The sequence below is a fragment of the Escherichia sp. E4742 genome (genome assembly GCF_005843885.1).
Taxonomy (GTDB): domain Bacteria; phylum Pseudomonadota; class Gammaproteobacteria; order Enterobacterales; family Enterobacteriaceae; genus Escherichia.
Genome location: NZ_CP040443.1, coordinates 186,144 through 205,193, shown reverse-complemented (window position 1 = coordinate 205,193; position 19,050 = coordinate 186,144). Strand labels below are relative to the sequence as shown.

Sequence of the window (19,050 nt, the reverse complement as noted above, 5' to 3'; positions counted from 1 at the left end):
GCATGAAGGGAAAATCATTATGGATATAATGAGAAGTGTTGTGGGGATGGTGGTGTTACTGGCAATAGCATTTGTGTTGTCGGTAAATAAAAAAAGTATCAGTTTGCGCACGGTTGGGGCCGCGCTGCTGCTGCAAATCGCTATTGGTGGCATCATGCTCTATTTTCCGCCGGGAAAATGGGCAGTAGAACAGGCGGCATTAGGCGTTCATAAAGTGATGTCTTACAGTGATGCCGGTAGCGCCTTCATTTTTGGTTCGCTGGTTGGGCCAAAAATGGATGTTCTCTTTGATGGCGCGGGCTTTATCTTCGCCTTTCGCGTACTTCCGGCGATTATCTTCGTTACCGCGCTCATTAGCCTGCTTTACTACATTGGCGTGATGGGGCTGCTGATTCGCATTCTTGGCAGTATTTTCCAGAAAGCCCTCAACATCAGCAAAATCGAATCTTTTGTTGCGGTTACCACTATTTTCCTCGGGCAAAACGAGATCCCGGCGATCGTAAAACCGTTTATCGATCGTATGAATCGCAACGAGTTGTTTACCGCAATTTGTAGCGGGATGGCGTCCATTGCTGGTTCGATGATGATTGGTTATGCCGGAATGGGCGTGCCGATTGACTACCTGTTAGCGGCATCGCTGATGGCTATCCCCGGCGGTATTTTGTTTGCGCGTATTCTTAGCCCAGCAACCGAGCCTTCGCAGGTGACATTTGAAAACCTGTCATTCAGCGAAACGCCGCCAAAAAGTTTTATCGAAGCGGCGGCGAGCGGTGCGATGACCGGGCTGAAAATCGCCGCTGGTGTGGCGACAGTGGTAATGGCGTTTGTCGCAATTATTGCGCTGATCAACGGCATTATCGGCGGAATTGGCGGCTGGTTTGGCTTTGCCAATGCCTCTCTGGAAAGTATTTTTGGTTATGTGCTGGCACCGCTGGCATGGATCATGGGGGTAGACTGGAGCGATGCTAACCTTGCAGGTAGCCTGATTGGTCAGAAACTGGCGATAAACGAATTTGTTGCTTACCTGAGTTTCTCCCCATACCTGCAAACGGGTGGCACGCTGGAAGTGAAAACCGTGGCAATTATCTCCTTTGCGCTGTGTGGTTTTGCTAACTTTGGTTCTATCGGTGTTGTCGTTGGGGCGTTTTCGGCTATTTCGCCAAAACGTGCTCCAGAAATCGCCCAGCTTGGTTTACGGGCGCTGGCGGCGGCGACGCTTTCCAACCTGATGAGTGCGACTATTGCCGGGTTCTTTATTGGTTTAGCTTGAGTGTCATTGCCTGATGCGCAAGCTTATCAGGCCTACATTTGCTTGCTGAAATTGCCTGATTTGTAGGCCGGATAAGACGCGTCAAGCGTCGCATCCGGCAACATTGTTACACCATCGGAACTAATGAAAGCGCGTTATCGGCAGACAGGGTAGGGTTGTTTAAGCTGCCGCTGGCGCGCGAAATTGCCGCGCAGGCCATCGCAAAACAGGCGCTATCACGGAAACTGCTTCCTTCCAGAAAGCTATACACCAGGCCCGCCATAAAACCATCGTCAGCACCAAAACTGTCTACTGTCGTATGTGTTGGCGCAGTCAGCAAAAATTGTTCGCCATCCTTTTCGCTGCAATAAACGGATTCATCAGGCAAATAAACAAACAGTCGTTGTACACCTTGCTGATGCAACGCATTCACTGCGGCATTACGGTCAGCATCGCTGGTGATCGCCTGTCCCCATAAAATTTCCAGTTCCGGTATAGTGGGTTTCAGGGTGTGAATATGCGCCAGCCAGTGTTTGATTTTGCCCGCTTTGAATTCTGAAACGGTATCGACAAACACCGGGATTTCATCAGCGAGGGTAAAGACCCACTCCAGCGCCTCGGCAGTCAGGTTACAATCTGCCAGCACCACGCCCGCATGACGAAGTAAATCGCGCGACCCGTTCAGCAGTTGCGGCGTTAACTGTTCCAGAAGATGGGTATCGTTAATCGCCAGCACGGTTTCATCGTCTCGATTGGCAATTGCCAGATAAGTCGATGTGCTTTGGCCGTGTAAACGAACGCAGCCTGAGACATTCACGCCGGCGCGGCGCGTTTCTTCCAGGAGCATTTCGCCATAAAAGTCATCGCCAATCACCGAGAGTAAATGGACGTCGCGGCCTAACAGCGCCAGATTGTGGGCGATGTTGCGCCCAACGCCGCCCGCCGAGCAATGAATCGTACCGGGATTCGAGGCCGCTTGCGGATAACGGATATCCGCCATCCCGCGAATATCCATATTGATTGTTCCCACCACCACGCAATATTCCTGCTCGGTGAGAATGTAACCTTTGCCTTTAATCCGCCCTTTGCGCATTAAATCCATAATATGCGCCGCAACGCGCGAACGGCTAATTTGCAGCATGTCCGCAATTTCGTTCTGCTGAATCAGCGGGTTACGCCGTAAAATTGCAAGGATCTCCTTCTCCCGGTTATTCATCTTCAGGCTACCGCTTTTTCAGTTTGTTGCGCTTTCAGCCAGGCGATCTCTTCTGCCCAGATATCCGGGTTGATGGTTTCGAGGATCAGCGGAATGCCGTCGAAACGGTCGTCCTGCATGATCCAGCGGAACGCATCATGACCGATATTGCCTTCACCGAGGCTATGATGGCGGTCAACGCGGCTGCCAAAGGCGCTTTTCGCATCGTTAAGGTGCATCCCGCGCAGATACTTAAAGCCGACAATACGGGCAAAATCCGCGAATGTTTTCTCGCATTCGGCTGGAGTACGCAAATCATACCCGGCAGCGAAAGCATGGCAGGTATCAATGCAGACGCCGACGCGGGATTTATCTTCCACACCGTCGATAATCGCCGCGAGATGTTCGAATTTAAATCCAAGGTTGCTGCCCTGACCGGCGGTATTTTCAATCACCGCGGTCACACCTTGTGTTTTATCCAGTGCAATGTTGATGGATTCGGCAATACGCGCAAGGCAATCCTCTTCTGAAATCTGCATCAGATGGCTGCCAGGGTGGAAGTTGAGCAAAGAAAGCCCCAGTTGTTCGCAACGCTGCATTTCATCTATAAAGGCATCGCGCGATTTTTCCAGAGCTTCAGCGACCGGATGTCCGAGGTTAATCAGATAACTGTCGTGGGGAAGAATTTGCGCCGATGTGTAGTGATATTTTTCACAGGCGGCTTTGAATTCATCGATGGTTTGCGTCGTGAGCGGTGCGGCACGCCACTGACGTTGGTTTTTGGTGAACAAGGCAAACGCGGTTGCGTCGATTTCGGCGGCGCGAATTGCGGCATTTGCCAGACCGCCAGCAGCACTAACGTGCGCTCCAATGTATTTCATGCGAGGACTCCTGTTAAACCCGCTGGAGGAAAACGGTAATGATAGCGGGTTAACAGGAGCAAGATGTAGTGGTTTATGCGATGACGCTTTGAATCACATAGTTAATTGCACCACCACCAACAATCAGCCAGGCAAACAGTACCAGTGCCATCAGCAGAGGTTTCGCCCCGGCTTTTTTCAGCGCGCTGACGTGAGTGGTCAGACCCAGCGCCGCCATCGCCATTGCCAGCAGGAAGGTATCCAGCGTTACCAGCATGTTCACCACGCTCTGCGGTAACAGGTGGAACGAGTTAAAGATGGCAACTACGATGAACAAGATGGCAAACCACGGAATAGTGATTTTGCTTTTCTCGCCGCTGTTCGCCCCAGACAGCTGTTTAACACGCGCCGCCAGCAGGATGAGGAACGGAGCCAGCATCATCACGCGCAGCATTTTGGAAATAACTGCTGCGTTTTCTGCATCCGGGCTGATGGCATGACCTGCCGCCACCACCTGCGCCACTTCGTGCACAGTGGAACCAATGTAGATACCGAAAGTTTCCGGGCTAAACCATTGAGACATCAGCGGATATATCGCCGGGTAGAGGAAAATCGCGACGGTCCCGAAGATAACCACGGTTGCAACAGCCACGGTTACTTTACTGGCTTCCGCTTTCACTACCGGCTCAGTCGCCAGTACCGCTGCAGCACCACAGATACTGCTACCGGCACCGATCAACCAGCTGGTGTGCTTATCCAGACCAAACACTTTCTGCCCCAGGAAGCAAGCCAGCAGGAAGGTACTGGACAGCGTCAGCACGTCAATGATGATCCCACTGATACCGACATCGGCAATTTGCGAGAACGTCAGACGGAAGCCATAAAGAATGATACCCAGACGTAATAAATATTGCTTGGCAAACAGCACGCCACCGTCACAGCTTTTCCAGATGTGCGGATAGATGGTGTTGCCTAAAACCATCCCCAACAAGATTGCGAGGGTGAGGGCACTAAACCCGGCACCCGCAATCGCGGGAATGGAACCACCCCACAGGGCGACCCCGGTGATAACTGCACTCAGGGCTAACCCCGGAATAAAATGCCACAGTGTACGATGTTGTTTCTGTAAGGTGATATTCGTCATAACCCTCTCCTTTAACCGGGCATAAGGTTACGACTAACTGGTTTAAAAATAAAATTGATTATATATTTATAATTAATCTTTATAAGTGGTAAGCGACTATGCACATCACCCTCCGGCAGTTGGAAGTTTTTGCAGAAGTATTGAAAAGTGGATCAACCACCCAGGCGTCGGTGATGCTGGCGTTGTCGCAATCAGCAGTGAGCGCAGCCTTGACCGACCTGGAAGGGCAGCTTGGCGTGCAACTGTTTGATCGCGTGGGGAAAAGACTGGTTGTTAATGAACATGGGCGGCTGCTCTATCCACGTGCGTTGGCACTGCTTGAACAGGCGATTGAAATCGAACAATTGTTTCGCGAAGACAACGGCGCGATTCGTGTCTATGCCAGTAGTACCATCGGTAACTACATTCTGCCTGCAGTCATCGCCCGTTATCGCCATGATTATCCTCAGTTGCCGATTGAACTGAGCGTTGGGAACAGCCAGGACGTGATGCAAGCGGTGCTGGATTTCCGCGTTGATATTGGCTTTATTGAAGGACCGTGCCACAGCACTGAAATCATTTCTGAACCGTGGCTGGAAGACGAGCTGGTGGTTTTTGCCGCGCCGACTTCGCCGTTGGCTCGTGGTCCGGTCACTTTAGAACAGCTGGCCGCTGCGCCGTGGATCCTGCGTGAACGCGGTTCCGGCACGCGGGAGATTGTCGACTATCTGTTACTGTCGCATTTACCGAAGTTTGAGATGGCGATGGAATTAGGTAACTCCGAGGCAATCAAACATGCGGTGCGTCATGGGTTGGGAATTAGTTGCCTGTCGCGAAGGGTCATTGAAGATCAATTGCAGGCTGGCACATTAAGTGAAGTTGCTGTCCCTCTGCCGCGCCTGATGCGTACGTTGTGGCGTATACATCATCGGCAGAAACACCTTTCCAACGCGTTACGACGCTTTCTGGAGTACTGCGATTCCTCCACTTTGCCGCGTTAATCCGTTGTACAGAAACCTACGGGGCTGTGTCGATTTTGTGACGCAGCACCACCGGTATACATTCGCCAGAAAAGAGATTGGTTGCTTTACTTATAATCCCAGGGCAATCATGAAGGTGTCTTATAAAAGCGTATTTCTACCGGAAGGATTGCAAATCGTCTGCTACAATCGCGCCTCATTTTTAAGATGGATAGCATTTTCGTATGGTTTCCGAAACTAAAACCACAGAAGCGCCGGGCTTACGCCGTGAATTAAAGGCGCGTCACCTGACGATGATTGCCATTGGCGGTTCCATCGGTACGGGTCTTTTTGTTGCCTCTGGCGCAACGATCTCTCAGGCAGGTCCCGGTGGGGCGCTGCTCTCGTATATTCTGATCGGCCTGATGGTTTACTTCCTGATGACCAGTCTTGGTGAACTGGCGGCATATATGCCGGTTTCTGGTTCCTTTGCCACTTACGGTCAGAACTATGTTGAAGAAGGCTTTGGCTTCGCGCTGGGCTGGAACTACTGGTACAACTGGGCGGTAACTATCGCCGTTGACCTGGTGGCCGCTCAGTTGGTCATGAGCTGGTGGTTCCCGGACACCCCGGGTTGGATCTGGAGTGCGCTGTTCCTCGGCGTTATCTTCCTCCTGAACTACATTTCAGTTCGTGGCTTTGGCGAGGCGGAATACTGGTTCTCACTGATCAAAGTCACCACGGTCATTGTCTTTATCATCGTCGGCGTGATGATGATTATCGGCATCTTCAAAGGCGCACAGCCTGCGGGCTGGAGCAACTGGACGATTGGCGAAGCACCATTTGCTGGTGGTTTTGCGGCGATGATCGGTGTGGCAATGATTGTCGGCTTCTCTTTCCAGGGAACCGAGCTGATCGGTATTGCTGCAGGCGAGTCCGAAGAACCGGCGAAAAACATTCCACGCGCGGTACGTCAGGTGTTCTGGCGAATCCTGCTGTTCTATGTGTTCGCAATCCTGATCATCAGCCTGATCATTCCATACACCGATCCGAGCCTGCTGCGTAACGATGTCAAAGACATCAGCGTCAGCCCGTTCACCCTGGTGTTCCAGCATGCGGGTCTGCTCTCTGCGGCGGCGGTGATGAACGCGGTTATTCTGACGGCGGTGCTGTCAGCGGGTAACTCCGGTATGTATGCGTCTACTCGTATGCTGTACACCCTGGCGTGTGACGGTAAAGCGCCGCGCATTTTCGCTAAATTGTCGCGTGGCGGCGTACCGCGTAACGCACTGTATGCGACCACGGTAATTGCAGGTCTGTGCTTCCTGACCTCCATGTTTGGTAACCAGACGGTATACCTGTGGCTGCTGAACACCTCCGGTATGACAGGCTTTATCGCCTGGCTGGGAATTGCGATCAGCCATTATCGTTTCCGTCGCGGTTATGTGCTGCAGGGGCATGATATTAACGATCTGCCGTACCGTTCAGGCTTCTTCCCGCTGGGACCGATCTTCGCTTTTGTGCTGTGCCTGATTATCACTCTGGGCCAGAACTACGAAGCGTTCCTGAAAGACACTATCGACTGGGGTGGCGTAGCGGCAACCTATATTGGCATCCCGCTGTTCCTTATGATCTGGTTTGGCTATAAGTTGATAAAAGGAACCCACTTCGTACGCTACAGCGAAATGAAGTTCCCGCAGAACGATAAGAAATAAGTTTTACCCCTTCCTTAATAAAGCCCTCTCAACCGAGAGGGCTTTTTCTTTTCCTTAGCATTCATACGGATATAAAATTTAACATTTGGATTGATAATTGTTATCGTTTGCATTATCGTTACGCCGAAATCAAAAAAGGCTGACAAATCAGAGGCTGTTCAGGCTTTTGGGATGATCACCTGCATACAAAAAAGTCTACCGCGATGCTGCCGTACGCAAGGGGACATGAAGAAGATGTGAGCGATAACCCATTTTATTTTCGTAGTTACCTCATGGAGATATGGAATGTTTAGGTTGAACCCTTTCGTACGGGTCGGGCTGTGTTTGTCCGCAGTTTCATGTGCATGGCCTGTGTTAGCGGTTGATGATGATGGCGAAACGATGGTAGTCACGGCATCTTCCGTTGAACAAAACCTCAAAGATGCGCCCGCCAGTATCAGCGTCATTACCCAGGAAGACCTGCAGCGAAAACCGGTACAGAATCTGAAGGATGTTCTCAAAGAAGTGCCGGGCGTACAACTGACTAACGAAGGGGACAACCGTAAGGGCGTCAGTATTCGTGGTCTGGATAGCAGCTACACCCTGATTCTTGTCGATGGTAAACGTGTTAACTCGCGCAATGCCGTCTTCCGCCATAATGACTTTGACCTGAACTGGATCCCGGTCGATTCCATCGAACGTATCGAAGTGGTACGTGGCCCGATGTCTTCACTGTATGGTTCCGATGCGCTCGGCGGCGTGGTGAACATCATCACCAAAAAAATCGGCCAGAAATGGTCAGGCACTGTAACGGTGGATACCACCATTCAGGAACATCGCGATCGCGGTGACACCTACAACGGCCAGTTCTTCACTAGTGGACCGCTGATTGACGGCGTGCTGGGAATGAAAGCTTACGGCAGCCTGGCAAAACGTGAAAAGGATGACCCGCAGAGTTCCTCTACTACCGACACGGGAGAAACGCCGCGTATTGAAGGATTCTCCAGTCGCGACGGCAATGTCGAATTTGCCTGGACGCCGAATCAAAATCACGATTTTACCGCTGGTTACGGTTTTGACCGCCAGGATCGCGATTCTGACTCGCTGGACAAAAACCGCCTCGAACGCCAGAACTACTCCGTAAGCCATAATGGGCGCTGGGATTACGGCACCAGCGAACTGAAATACTATGGTGAGAAAGTCGAGAACAAAAACCCAGGCAACAGTAGCCCGATTACTTCCGAAAGTAACACGGTCGATGGTAAATACACGCTGCCGCTGACGGCTATCAATCAGTTTGTCACGGTGGGTGGTGAATGGCGCCACGACAAACTTAGCGATGCGGTGAACCTGACCGGCGGCACCAGCACTAAAACGTCTGCCAGTCAGTACGCGCTGTTTGTGGAAGATGAATGGCGGATCTTCGAGCCGCTGGCGCTGACGACCGGCGTGCGTATGGACGATCATGAAACCTACGGCGATCACTGGAGCCCGCGTGCCTATCTGGTCTATAACGCTACCGACACCGTAACAGTGAAAGGGGGTTGGGCGACGGCATTTAAAGCGCCTTCTCTGTTGCAACTTAGCCCTGACTGGACGAGCAATTCCTGCCGTGGCGCATGCAAGATTATTGGTAGCCCGGACCTGAAACCAGAAACCAGCGAAAGTTGGGAGCTGGGGCTTTACTACATGGGCGAAGCAGGTTGGTTGGAAGGGGTTGAATCCAGCGTTACCGTTTTCCGCAACGATGTGAAAGATCGTATTAGCATCAGCCGCACGTCTGACGTCAACGCTGCACCGGGTTACCAAAACTTTGTTGGTTTTGAAACGGGGGCAAACGGTCGACGTATACCGGTGTTCAGTTACTACAACGTCAATAAAGCACGTATCCAGGGTGTGGAAACTGAGTTGAAAATCCCGTTCAACGATGAATGGAAGCTGTCACTCAACTACACCTACAACGATGGACGCGATGTCAGCAACGGTGAAAACAAACCGCTTTCCGACCTGCCGTTCCATACCGCTAATGGTACGCTGGACTGGAAACCGCTGGCGCTGGAAGACTGGTCGTTTTATGTTTCTGGTCACTACACTGGTCAGAAACGAGCCGACAGCGATACCGCTAAAACGCCAGGTGGCTATGTGATCTGGAATACCGGCGCGGCCTGGCAGGTGACCAAAGACGTCAAACTGCGCGCAGGCGTGCTGAACCTGGGCGACAAAGATCTGAGTCGTGATGACTACAGCTATAACGAAGACGGACGTCGTTACTTTATGGCTGTGGATTATCGCTTCTGATGAGGAGATGCCCGGCGCGAATACCGCCGGGCATAATGTTTTTAACATCTTGCTCTGAATTTACAATCGGTGGAATTTCGCCAGCAGGGCCAGTGAAAATGTCGTAAGCAAAATGGCTATGACCGCATAAATATATACGCCTGACCATTCCCAGCTATTTTTCACCAGAATTACCGGAACCCCTGCCATTGCGGCGCCTACATAGCTAAACAAACCCCTGAATCCCGTAATGGAACCTGCTGCATCTTTATGTGTTACATCCAGACACCCGACAGCGAATAACATATGCGGTCCATACAACGCAAATCCCATGATAGTAAAAAGAATCGCAGTTAAGGTGTAGGAGACATCCTGCACGAGCGGCACGAGAACGATGCAAACACATAAGGCGATGGCAAAGATTAATCCGGTCATCCAGCGGTTACTTTTAAACATAAAATCGGATAAGTACCCTGCCAATAACCCCCCAACCAGTCCGCCTGCTTCAAACCAGGATATAATGGAGTTTGCTTTAATCAGACTCCAGTTATGTACCTGAGAATAGTAAATTTGTGGCCAGTCATTAAGGATAGTACGCGCAATATAGACCGACATATCCCCGAGGATAATGATCCAAACTAATGGGTTGGTAAGAATATATTTAACGAAAATTTGCCAAAAACTTAGATTAACCGGGCTTGCTTTAACTTGAGCGAGTTCTGTCGGGTCCTCGCGCCATTTACCTACGTTAGGCAATCCTAATGTGCCGGGACGATCTTTTATCGTAAACAGGGCGGCAACCCCCATAGCCAGCGAGATTACACCCGGAACATAAAAGCCCATTTTCCAGCTACCACTAAACGCAATGGCAAAGCTTGTAATTAAGGGCGCAAGACTACCGCCTATATTATGCGCCGCTTCAACGACAGCCCACCAGCGCCCGCGTTCATTTTTTGAGAACCAGGAGGCCATGATTTTTGCCATCGGCGGAAAACTGGTGCCCTGAAGGATGGCATTAAGGCTATACAAAATATAGAACGCGGTAACGCTGTCTGAAAAACCAAAAAGGATGTTAACAATACCGACGCCAATAAGTACGGGGCCGGTCATTGCTCGAGGATTGATTTTATCAACTAACATGCCACCTACAAACTTCATGGAACCATAAAGAATGTAAAATATAGACGACATGATGGCGAAATCTTGTGCGGTTAATGAAGTATCCGTTAACATCGCCGGCATGGCCGCAGAGAAATTCTTGCGGGTTAAGTAAAACACGGCATAAGAGATAAAGACGGAGGTTATAATTTCAACACGAAATTTTTTATAGTCGTGATCAATGTCTTTTTTTTCTTTAACCACAGGTTGATCAGTCTGGCTAAAAATAAAGTTTTTCAAGTTCATCGTGAGTTACCTTTTCTGTGAACCTTATGGCGCTATAATTTTTCTTCAATAAAAAAGAGAAGCGACTCGAAACCATTAAAATTAATCTGGTTAGCAATTTTTTCCCGAGTTTTAGGCTTTGCTTTCCATGCCACGCCATTTCCGGCATGCAGAAGCATAGGAATATCATTAGCGCCATCTCCACAGGCAATGATATTTTCACGGGAAATAGTTAACTTTATCGCCAGATTTATCAGCGTTTGCTTTTTCTTTTCTGCATTCATAATGGGTAAGGCGATGGTGTCAGTTAAGACATCATTCTGAATACTAACGGAATTAGAAAATGAAAAATCGAGGTGATATTTTTCTTTTAATCGCTCAGTAAAGATATCTAATCCTCCAGATATGATTGCTGTCTTGAATCCTTTCTCTTTAAGAATGGGAAGAATAGTCGCAAGACCTGGTGACAAGGTCATTTGTTCACAAACCTGATGCAAAATATCTTTATGCGTTCCTTTAAGCATGCCAATTCGACGGGTAAAACTGGTATCAAAATCGATTTTTCCCTCCATTGCCTCACGGGTTAACGTTGTGATTTTTTCAGATATTCCCAGGATACGAGCTATTTCATCGACGCCTTCTTCTTCAACAAAAGTGGAATCCATATCAAAGGCAATAATCCCATGATTAGGTAAGACGGGAGGTTTGCGGAAGAAATCAAATCGTTGATCATCTGCGCAGAGTCGTAAACCAGCATAAAAAGCAGTACTGACAATATAATCAGGTAACGTAAGCTTTAAATAATCTTTATTTATCTGAACGCTGTGATGTATCGTTAACAAAAAAAACTGGGGGGGTATTTTTAAATATTGTAAATAATCTTGCAGGCATTTTTTGATGTTGCCGACGCCTGTTGGCGACAAGAAATAAATAATCGTCATTTACCGCTCCTTTTTCGCTACAAAGATTATAATAAGATTTTGTATATGCAAATGTATCCAACAATCACAGTTGTGAATGTTAAATAAAAGATAAAAAAGTGCTCTTTTTGATACCCTGGAATAATAAGGTGCTAAACGTATCGTTTTTGATATCTTTACTACGATATAACTAATGACTAATTTTCTGAGTTGAAGGAATCATTTGCAGAAATGGAAAGCTGTGTAGATATATTCAAAATAGTTCTGGGTCCATCCAGTTCCCGCACTGTCGGACCAATGCGTGCGGCTTATAATTTTGTTTCACAATTGAAACAGCGAGAAATGTTGCCGCTATTGCGGAAAATTGATGTCGAACTTTATGGTGCGCTGTCATTAAGCCGCAAGTGCCATAATGTTGATGTGGCGATTTATCTCGGTTTGCAAGGCCACTTACCTGACAGTGTGGACATCCGCATGGAAATGGCCGCCATCAGGCGTGCAGAAACCGAGGCGATGCTGGAAATTTCACCAGGTATAAATGTTGGTATTTCTATTCTTTCTAATCCACAGGCGCACCCGGGACATCCCTATGCGATGACATTTCGTGCCAAAGATGACTGGTTTACGCTTTATGAAGAAACCTGGTTTTCTGTCGGCGACGGTCAGGTGCAAAAAGCCGGAGAGGCGATTATTTCCTCCGCTACCGCGTCATATCCTTATGAATTCCAGAATGCAAAAGAATTGTTAATGCTTTGCCAGCAAAATGGGTTATCTGTTGCAGCATTAATGATGAAAAATGAACTGCAATTCCATGCTGCTACTTTTCTGCATGATAACTTCAATACAAAGTGGCTAGTAATGAAGGATGCGATTCATCGTGGTATGCATACAGAAGGATTACTTCCCGGTCCGTATAAAGTTCCCCGACGCGCCTGCGCTTTGTATAAATCATTGCAGGCGAAGGGATATACTAATGACTTCTTGACGGCGCTCAATTGGGTCAATACTTTTGCCATTGCGGTGAGCGAAGAAAATGCCGCCGGAGGACGAGTGGTGACCGCCCCCACCAATGGCGCAAGTGGCATTATCCCCGCGGTGTTGTGCTGGTATGATAAATTTTATCACGAGCTTGATACTTCCGCCGTTACCCGCTTTTTTCTTACCGCCGGCGCTATCGCCATTCTGTTCAAACAAAATGCATCTATTCTGGGCTCTGAAGTTGGTTGCCAGGGGGAAATAGGCGTTGCCAGTTCGATGGCGGCAGCAGGATTAGCAGAACTCATGGGCGGGTCAGTGGCGCAGGTGCTCAGCGCGGCTGAAATTGCGATGGAACACCATTTAGGTTTGACCTGCGATCCTGTTGGTGGACAGGTACAAATTCCTTGTATTGAGCGAAATGCTATCTCAGCCGTAAAAGCCATCAATGCGGCAACCATGGCGTTGAGTCGCATCAGTGAGCCATGCATCACCCTGGATGAGATTATCGCCGCGATGTATGAAACCGGAAAGGATATGAGCGCTAAATATCGGGAAACTTATCATGGTTGCCTTAGCAAATTACAGCCAAGAAAAAAGGATGTGTAGAATGAAATATAACACAATGAATAATGATGAAATTATTTTATCGCTATGCGCGCGTATTAAGGAAACGCGGCACTCATTATCATTGACCCAGCAGCAGTTAGCCGATCGCGCATTGGTGGGCGTTGCGACGATAAAGCGGATTGAAAAGGGGGGAAGTTTAAATCTTGATACCCTCATTTCTCTTCTGCGTGCACTTAATAAATTGCAAAATCTTGATGCGATATTGTTCGAAGCAGAAATGCGTAACTTCAACGATAATGCTTCCTGCGGCGAAGGAGCTGGGTGGCTTCCGGTTCGTCAGCAACAGACTGATTTGAACCAGAAGTCTCCAGCCCTGCACGCAGATGAACGTAATTTTAGTGCAGCGCTGGAAAATACCCTTTTCTGGTGATTATTCCCGTAAATACTGCGCATGGAAGCGCAGATGATCCTCTATAAAAGAAGCAATGAAGTAATAACTGTGATCATAACCAGGTTGAATACGTAGCGTCATCGGCCACGCTTTCTGACGCGCGGCTTCTGCCAGCACCGCAGGTTGAAGCTGGTCGGCAAGAAACTGATCGTTATCACCCTGATCGATAAGCGTCGGGATCGCATCCTGCGCATGACTGGCATACATCAGCGCGCAACTGTCCCATTCCAGCCATGCATTTTTGTCCTCACCTAAATAGGTGCTAAACGCTTTGATTCCCCACGGGACGCAGCACGGATTCACAATCGGCGCAAAGGCCGAAACGCTGGTGTATTTGCCAGGATTTTTCAGCGCCATAATCAATGCGCCATGACCCCCCATCGAATGGCCACTAATAGCACAGCGATCGCTGACGTTAAATTGCGATTGAATCAGCGTCGGTAATTCATCGCGCAGATAATCATACATCCTGTAATGCGTCGCCCACGGCGCTTGCGTGGCGTTGAGATAAAACCCCGCACCCTGGCCTAAATCGTAGCCATCATCGTTAGCAATCTGTTCGCCGCGCGGGCTGGTGTCTGGCATCACCAGCACAATCCCCAGTTCTGCCGCTACGCGCTGAGCGCCTGCCTTGGTGGTAAAGTTCTCGTCATTGCAGGTTAAACCTGAAAGCCAGTACAGCACCGGCGGAGGGGCGTTGTCGCGGGGCGGTGGGAGAAAGATGCTGAACGTCATCGGGCAATTTAAGGTACTGGAGTCGTGCCGCCAGCGTTGCTGCCAGCCTTCAAAACAGCGGTGCTCTTCGAGCATTTCCATGCGTGGCTCCTTGTTGTGTTGTTTGCATTTTAGCCATCATACCGTTTATTCAATGCGCTGTGAGTAACTTTCACTTCCGCATTTGCATAACGATGTTTTAACATCTAACGCTGAAAGGCAGCGGCAATTACAATAATTATCGCTGTGAATACTGGATTATGTGCGCCACCTCACGCACAATAATCGGGCTGCTAATCAGCTTAATAACTTTGCCCCCACGCAGGGCGGAGGCGTCACACCTGCAGGAGAAAACATAAATGCCATCACTCAGTAAAGAAGCGGCCCTGGTTCATGAAGCGTTAGTTGCGCGAGGACTGGAAACACCGCTGCGCCCGCCCGTGCATGAAATGGATAACGAAACGCGCAAAAGCCTTATCGCCGGTCATATGACTGAAATCATGCAGCTATTGAATCTCGACCTCGCTGATGACAGTTTGATGGAAACGCCGCATCGCATCGCTAAAATGTATGTCGATGAAATTTTCTCCGGTCTGGATTACGCCAATTTCCCGAAAATCACCCTCATTGAAAACAAAATGAAGGTCGATGAAATGGTCACCGTGCGCGATATCACCCTGACCAGCACTTGCGAGCACCATTTTGTCACTATTGATGGCAAAGCGACGGTAGCGTATATCCCGAAAGATTCGGTGATTGGCCTGTCGAAAATTAATCGCATCGTGCAGTTCTTTGCCCAGCGCCCGCAGGTGCAGGAACGTCTGACTCAGCAAATTCTCATTGCGCTGCAAACGCTGCTGGGGACCAATAACGTGGCTGTCTCCATCGACGCGGTGCATTACTGCGTGAAAGCGCGTGGCATCCGCGATGCAACCAGCGCCACGACAACGACCTCCCTCGGTGGTTTGTTCAAATCCAGTCAGAATACGCGGCACGAGTTTCTGCGCGCTGTGCGTCATCACAACTGATTAAAAGGCAGGAACCATGGAGCGCAACGTCACGCTCGATTTTGTTCGCGGCGTCGCCATTCTGGGGATCCTGCTATTAAACATCAGCGCCTTTGGTTTACCAAAGGCGGCTTATCTCAATCCCGCCTGGTATGGCACTATTACCCCGTCCGACGCCTGGACTTGGGCGTTTTTGGATCTCATCGGCCAGGTAAAATTCCTCACGCTTTTTGCGCTGCTGTTTGGCGCGGGCCTGCAAATGTTGCTGCCGCGCGGCAGACGCTGGATCCAGTCGCGGTTAACACTGTTAGTCTTGCTGGGCTTTATTCACGGTTTATTATTCTGGGACGGCGATATCCTGCTGGCTTACGGGTTGGTAGGCTTAATCAGTTGGCGACTGGTGCGCGATGCGCCATCGGTAAAAAGTTTATTTAATACTGGCGTGATGCTGTATCTGGTGGGTATTGGCGTTTTGCTGTTGCTGGGGTTGATTTCTGACAGCCAGACCAGCCGCGCCTGGACGCCCGATGCATCGGCCATTTTGTATGAAAAATACTGGAAACTTCATGGCGGCGTTGAAGCGATCAGTAACCGTGCCGATGGCGTCGGCAACAGTTTACTGGCACTGGGCGCGCAGTATGGCTGGCAACTGGCAGGGATGATGTTAATTGGCGCTGCGCTGATGCGTAGCGGCTGGCTGAAAGGGCAGTTCAGCTTACGTCACTATCGTCGTACCGGTTTTGTGCTGGTGGCAATTGGTGTGCTGATTAACCTTCCTGCTATCGCACTGCAATGGCGGCTGGACTGGGCGTATCGCTGGTGTGCCTTCTTACTTCAAATGCCGCGTGAACTTAGCGCGCCGTTTCAGGCAATTGGCTATGCGTCGCTGTTTTATGGCTTTTGGCCGCAATTAAGCCGCTTCAGGCTGGTGCTGGCAATCGCCTGCGTCGGACGGATGGCGCTAACCAATTATCTACTGCAAACGCTGATTTGTACCACGCTGTTTTACCACCTCGGTTTGTTTATGCAGTTTGACCGCCTGGAGTTGCTGGCTTTTGTGATTCCGGTATGGCTGGCGAACCTGCTTTTCTCTGTTATCTGGCTGCGTTACTTCCCTCAGGGGCCGGTGGAATGGCTCTGGCGTCAGTTAACCTTGCGCGCTGCCGGACCTGCATTATCTAAAACATCCAGATAACGATCTGGATCACATTCATTAACAAAACGGCTGTAACCGTTTCCATTGCTGTGACTCGATTCACGAAGTCCTGTATTCAGTGCTGACAAAATAGCCGCCAGCAAGCAGTAACCTACTGCATTCTCATAACAGGTAGTGAATATGATCACCATTCGTGATGTAGCGCGTCAGGCTGGCGTCTCTGTGGCAACGGTTTCCCGGGTGCTCAATAACAGCACGCTGGTAAGTGCCGACACGCGTGAAGCAGTTATGAAAGCGGTGAGTGAGTTGGATTATCGGCCAAATGCCAATGCACAGGCGCTGGCAACTCAGGTGAGCGATACCATCGGTGTGGTGGTCATGGATGTTTCAGATGCATTTTTCGGCGCATTGGTTAAAGCCGTCGATCTCGTTGCCCAGCAACATCAGAAATATGTGTTGATTGGCAATAGCTATCATGAAGCGGAAAAAGAGCGTCATGCCATTGAGGTGTTAATTCGCCAGCGTTGTAACGCGTTGATCGTTCATTCAAAAGCGTTAAGTGACGACGAGCTGGCGCAATTTATGGACAACATTCCCGGCATGGTGCTCATCAATCGGGTTGTGCCAGGCTATGCCCATCGCTGTGTTTGTCTGGATAATATCAGCGGTGCCAGAATGGCGACGCGCATGTTGCTGAATAACGGTCATCAACGTATCGGCTATCTCTCTTCCAGTCACAGCATTGAAGATGACGCAATGCGTAAAGCTGGCTGGATAAGCGCGCTGAAAGAGCAGGATATTGTTCCGCCGGAAAGCTGGATTGGCACGGGTACGCCGGATATGCCAGGCGGCGAGGCGGCGATGGTTGAACTACTCGGGCGCAATCTACAACTTACCGCTGTATTTGCCTATAACGACAATATGGCCGCTGGCGCTCTGACGGCATTAAAAGATAATGGCATTGCGATTCCGTTACATCTCTCAATCATCGGTTTCGATGATATCCCCATTGCTCGTTACACCGACCCGCAATTAACGACCGTGCGTTATCCCATTGCTTCGATGGCAAAATTAGCCACTGAACTGGCCTTGCAGGGGGCAGCAGGCAACATTGATCCGCGTGCCAGCCACTGTTTTATGCCGACGTTAGTGCGCCGCCATTCTGTCGCAATACGCCAGAATGCGGCGGCGATCACTAACTGAGCAAATCAGAGGATGTAACCGCTTTCAATTTGTGAGTGGTTTCACAGTATGTTAACAATGTGGTAGCTATGATTGCACCGTTTTAACGTTGTAACTTGTATGTAACAGCGGATGATCGCTTTTATCGAAGTTATGGCGTCATAACAACAATTAGAGCCGTTTTATGGAGCGTTACCGGGCATGGACGAACGGATTTTTAAAAATGAGCTTCGGCGTTCAGTAACACTTCATTAACCATACTGGCCCGCCGAGCATTTATCTCAAGCACTACCCTGCATAAGAAAAACCGGAGATACCATGAATAAGAAGGTGTTAACCCTGTCTGCTGTGATGGCCAGCATGTTATTCGGCGCCGCTGCACACGCTGCTGATACCCGTATTGGTGTGACGATTTATAAATATGACGATAACTTTATGTCTGTCGTGCGTAAGGCTATCGAACAGGATGCGAAAGCAGCACCAGACGTCCAGTTGCTGATGAATGATTCACAGAATGACCAGTCCAAGCAGAACGATCAGATTGACGTGCTGTTGGCGAAAGGGGTGAAGGCGCTGGCAATCAACCTGGTTGACCCGGCAGCTGCGGGTACGGTGATTGAGAAAGCGCGCGGACAAAACGTACCAATCGTTTTCTTCAACAAAGAGCCTTCCCGTAAGGCGCTGGATAGCTATGACAAAGCCTACTACGTTGGTACTGACTCCAAAGAGTCCGGCATTATTCAGGGCGATTTGATTGCTAAACACTGGGCGGCGAATCAGGGTTGGGATCTGAACAAAGACGGTCAGATTCAGTTCGTACTGCTGAAAGGCGAGCCGGGCCATCCGGATGCAGAAGCACGCACCACTTACGTGATTAAAGAGCTGAACGACAAAGGCATCAAAACTGAACAGTTACAGTTAGATACCGCTATGTGGGACACCGCTCAGGCGAAAGATAAGATGGACGCCTGGTTGTCTGGCCCGAACGCCAACAAAATCGAAGTGGTTATTGCTAACAACGATGCGATGGCAATGGGTGCGGTTGAAGCGCTGAAAGCACACAACAAGTCCAGCATTCCGGTGTTTGGCGTCGATGCGCTGCCAGAAGCTCTGGCGCTGGTGAAATCCGGTGCGCTGGCGGGTACCGTACTGAATGATGCCAACAACCAGGCGAAAGCGACTTTTGATCTGGCGAAAAACCTGGCCGATGGCAAGGGCGCCGCTGACGGCACCAACTGGAAAATCGACAACAAAGTGGTTCGCGTACCTTATGTTGGCGTAGACAAAGATAACCTGGCTGAATTCAGCAAGAAATAAGACTGAACGGGCGCAGTT

At 49.7% G+C, this 19,050-nt stretch carries 16 protein-coding genes; 10 read left to right on the top strand and 6 right to left on the bottom strand.

Annotated elements, in window-relative coordinates:
- Positions 1-19: 19 nt before the first annotated feature.
- A complete protein-coding gene (locus tag FEM44_RS01050; RefSeq protein ID WP_000353893.1) occupies positions 20-1,270 on the top strand; it encodes a NupC/NupG family nucleoside CNT transporter in 1,251 nt (416 codons plus the stop codon).
- A 106-nt stretch (positions 1,271-1,376) separates the two neighbouring features.
- Here FEM44_RS01050 and FEM44_RS01045 read toward each other — a convergent pair whose 3' ends face one another.
- From FEM44_RS01045 to FEM44_RS01035, 3 genes are all read right to left on the bottom strand, one after another.
- The gene (locus FEM44_RS01045) at positions 1,377-2,465 is read right to left on the bottom strand and encodes a sugar kinase (protein ID WP_135521889.1); all 1,089 of its coding nucleotides are present in this window, start codon (positions 2,463-2,465) and stop codon (positions 1,377-1,379) included.
- 2 nt (positions 2,466-2,467) lie between these two features.
- The gene (gene nfo / locus FEM44_RS01040; protein WP_059271203.1) at positions 2,468-3,325 is read right to left on the bottom strand and encodes a deoxyribonuclease IV; all 858 of its coding nucleotides are present in this window, start codon (positions 3,323-3,325) and stop codon (positions 2,468-2,470) included.
- A 73-nt stretch (positions 3,326-3,398) separates the two neighbouring features.
- On the bottom strand, positions 3,399-4,448 hold the full coding sequence (locus FEM44_RS01035) for a YeiH family protein (protein ID WP_000182044.1): 1,050 nt from the start codon (positions 4,446-4,448) through the stop codon (positions 3,399-3,401).
- Positions 4,449-4,546: 98 nt separating this feature from the next.
- Between FEM44_RS01035 and yieE the strand changes: the two genes are divergently transcribed.
- The 3 genes from yieE to cirA all read left to right on the top strand — a co-directional run bounded on the left by yieE (position 4,547) and on the right by cirA (position 9,378).
- Positions 4,547-5,428, top strand: coding sequence for a DNA-binding transcriptional regulator YeiE (gene yieE, locus FEM44_RS01030; RefSeq protein WP_130207074.1), 882 nt, complete (start codon positions 4,547-4,549; stop codon positions 5,426-5,428).
- A 203-nt stretch (positions 5,429-5,631) separates the two neighbouring features.
- Entirely contained in the window at positions 5,632-7,101 is a 1,470-nt protein-coding gene (lysP, locus tag FEM44_RS01025; protein ID WP_130207072.1) for a lysine-specific permease, read from the top strand.
- 285 nt (positions 7,102-7,386) lie between these two features.
- Complete coding sequence (gene cirA / locus FEM44_RS01020) at positions 7,387-9,378, top strand: catecholate siderophore receptor CirA (RefSeq protein ID WP_138158840.1); 1,992 nt, start codon at positions 7,387-7,389, stop codon at positions 9,376-9,378.
- 60 nt (positions 9,379-9,438) lie between these two features.
- Here cirA and FEM44_RS01015 read toward each other — a convergent pair whose 3' ends face one another.
- Together FEM44_RS01015 and serB are read right to left on the bottom strand one after the other, a co-directional pair.
- Entirely contained in the window at positions 9,439-10,761 is a 1,323-nt protein-coding gene (locus FEM44_RS01015; RefSeq protein WP_135521891.1) for an MFS transporter, read from the bottom strand.
- A 32-nt stretch (positions 10,762-10,793) separates the two neighbouring features.
- Positions 10,794-11,681 carry a phosphoserine phosphatase SerB gene (gene serB, locus FEM44_RS01010; RefSeq protein ID WP_138158838.1) on the bottom strand — a complete coding sequence of 296 codons (888 nt, stop codon included), beginning with the start codon at positions 11,679-11,681 and terminating at the stop codon, positions 10,794-10,796.
- A 210-nt stretch (positions 11,682-11,891) separates the two neighbouring features.
- On the opposite strand from serB, the gene FEM44_RS01005 reads away from it, so the two are divergent.
- Together FEM44_RS01005 and FEM44_RS01000 are read left to right on the top strand one after the other, a co-directional pair.
- Positions 11,892-13,244 carry an L-serine ammonia-lyase gene (locus FEM44_RS01005; RefSeq protein WP_135521893.1) on the top strand — a complete coding sequence of 451 codons (1,353 nt, stop codon included), beginning with the start codon at positions 11,892-11,894 and terminating at the stop codon, positions 13,242-13,244.
- A 1-nt stretch (position 13,245) separates the two neighbouring features.
- Entirely contained in the window at positions 13,246-13,635 is a 390-nt protein-coding gene (locus FEM44_RS01000) for a helix-turn-helix domain-containing protein (RefSeq protein ID WP_135521895.1), read from the top strand.
- Here the strand turns inward: FEM44_RS01000 and yeiG are convergent, their stop codons facing one another.
- A complete protein-coding gene (gene yeiG / locus FEM44_RS00995; RefSeq protein WP_135521897.1) occupies positions 13,636-14,472 on the bottom strand; it encodes an S-formylglutathione hydrolase in 837 nt (278 codons plus the stop codon).
- Positions 14,473-14,729: 257 nt separating this feature from the next.
- Here yeiG and folE point away from each other — a divergent pair, with 257 nt between their 5' ends.
- The 4 genes from folE (at position 14,730) to mglB (ending at position 19,032) form a co-directional block, all read left to right on the top strand.
- On the top strand, positions 14,730-15,398 hold the full coding sequence (gene folE / locus FEM44_RS00990) for a GTP cyclohydrolase I FolE (RefSeq protein ID WP_001139613.1): 669 nt from the start codon (positions 14,730-14,732) through the stop codon (positions 15,396-15,398).
- A gap of 16 nt (positions 15,399-15,414) precedes the next feature.
- The gene (yeiB, locus tag FEM44_RS00985) at positions 15,415-16,572 is read left to right on the top strand and encodes a DUF418 domain-containing protein YeiB (protein WP_135521899.1); all 1,158 of its coding nucleotides are present in this window, start codon (positions 15,415-15,417) and stop codon (positions 16,570-16,572) included.
- Positions 16,573-16,713: 141 nt separating this feature from the next.
- Positions 16,714-17,736 (top strand): HTH-type transcriptional regulator GalS, encoded by a 1,023-nt coding sequence (gene galS / locus FEM44_RS00980; protein ID WP_130207064.1) that lies wholly within the window; start codon positions 16,714-16,716, stop codon positions 17,734-17,736.
- Positions 17,737-18,033: 297 nt separating this feature from the next.
- The gene (gene mglB, locus FEM44_RS00975; RefSeq protein WP_001036961.1) at positions 18,034-19,032 is read left to right on the top strand and encodes a galactose/glucose ABC transporter substrate-binding protein MglB; all 999 of its coding nucleotides are present in this window, start codon (positions 18,034-18,036) and stop codon (positions 19,030-19,032) included.
- Positions 19,033-19,050: the final 18 nt, after the last annotated feature.

Coding starts and splice junctions, on each gene's coding strand:
- serB (WP_138158838.1), bottom strand. CDS start 11,681: ATGACGATTATTTATTTCTTGTCGCCAACAGGCGTCGGCAACATCAAA.
- cirA (WP_138158840.1), top strand. CDS start 7,387: ATGTTTAGGTTGAACCCTTTCGTACGGGTCGGGCTGTGTTTGTCCGCA.
- yeiB (WP_135521899.1), top strand. CDS start 15,415: ATGGAGCGCAACGTCACGCTCGATTTTGTTCGCGGCGTCGCCATTCTG.
- FEM44_RS01000 (WP_135521895.1), top strand. CDS start 13,246: ATGAAATATAACACAATGAATAATGATGAAATTATTTTATCGCTATGC.
- mglB (WP_001036961.1), top strand. CDS start 18,034: ATGAATAAGAAGGTGTTAACCCTGTCTGCTGTGATGGCCAGCATGTTA.
- FEM44_RS01035 (WP_000182044.1), bottom strand. CDS start 4,448: ATGACGAATATCACCTTACAGAAACAACATCGTACACTGTGGCATTTT.
- galS (WP_130207064.1), top strand. CDS start 16,714: ATGATCACCATTCGTGATGTAGCGCGTCAGGCTGGCGTCTCTGTGGCA.
- yieE (WP_130207074.1), top strand. CDS start 4,547: ATGCACATCACCCTCCGGCAGTTGGAAGTTTTTGCAGAAGTATTGAAA.
- folE (WP_001139613.1), top strand. CDS start 14,730: ATGCCATCACTCAGTAAAGAAGCGGCCCTGGTTCATGAAGCGTTAGTT.
- FEM44_RS01005 (WP_135521893.1), top strand. CDS start 11,892: ATGGAAAGCTGTGTAGATATATTCAAAATAGTTCTGGGTCCATCCAGT.
- FEM44_RS01050 (WP_000353893.1), top strand. CDS start 20: ATGGATATAATGAGAAGTGTTGTGGGGATGGTGGTGTTACTGGCAATA.
- FEM44_RS01045 (WP_135521889.1), bottom strand. CDS start 2,465: ATGAATAACCGGGAGAAGGAGATCCTTGCAATTTTACGGCGTAACCCG.
- lysP (WP_130207072.1), top strand. CDS start 5,632: ATGGTTTCCGAAACTAAAACCACAGAAGCGCCGGGCTTACGCCGTGAA.
- nfo (WP_059271203.1), bottom strand. CDS start 3,325: ATGAAATACATTGGAGCGCACGTTAGTGCTGCTGGCGGTCTGGCAAAT.
- yeiG (WP_135521897.1), bottom strand. CDS start 14,472: ATGGAAATGCTCGAAGAGCACCGCTGTTTTGAAGGCTGGCAGCAACGC.
- FEM44_RS01015 (WP_135521891.1), bottom strand. CDS start 10,761: ATGAACTTGAAAAACTTTATTTTTAGCCAGACTGATCAACCTGTGGTT.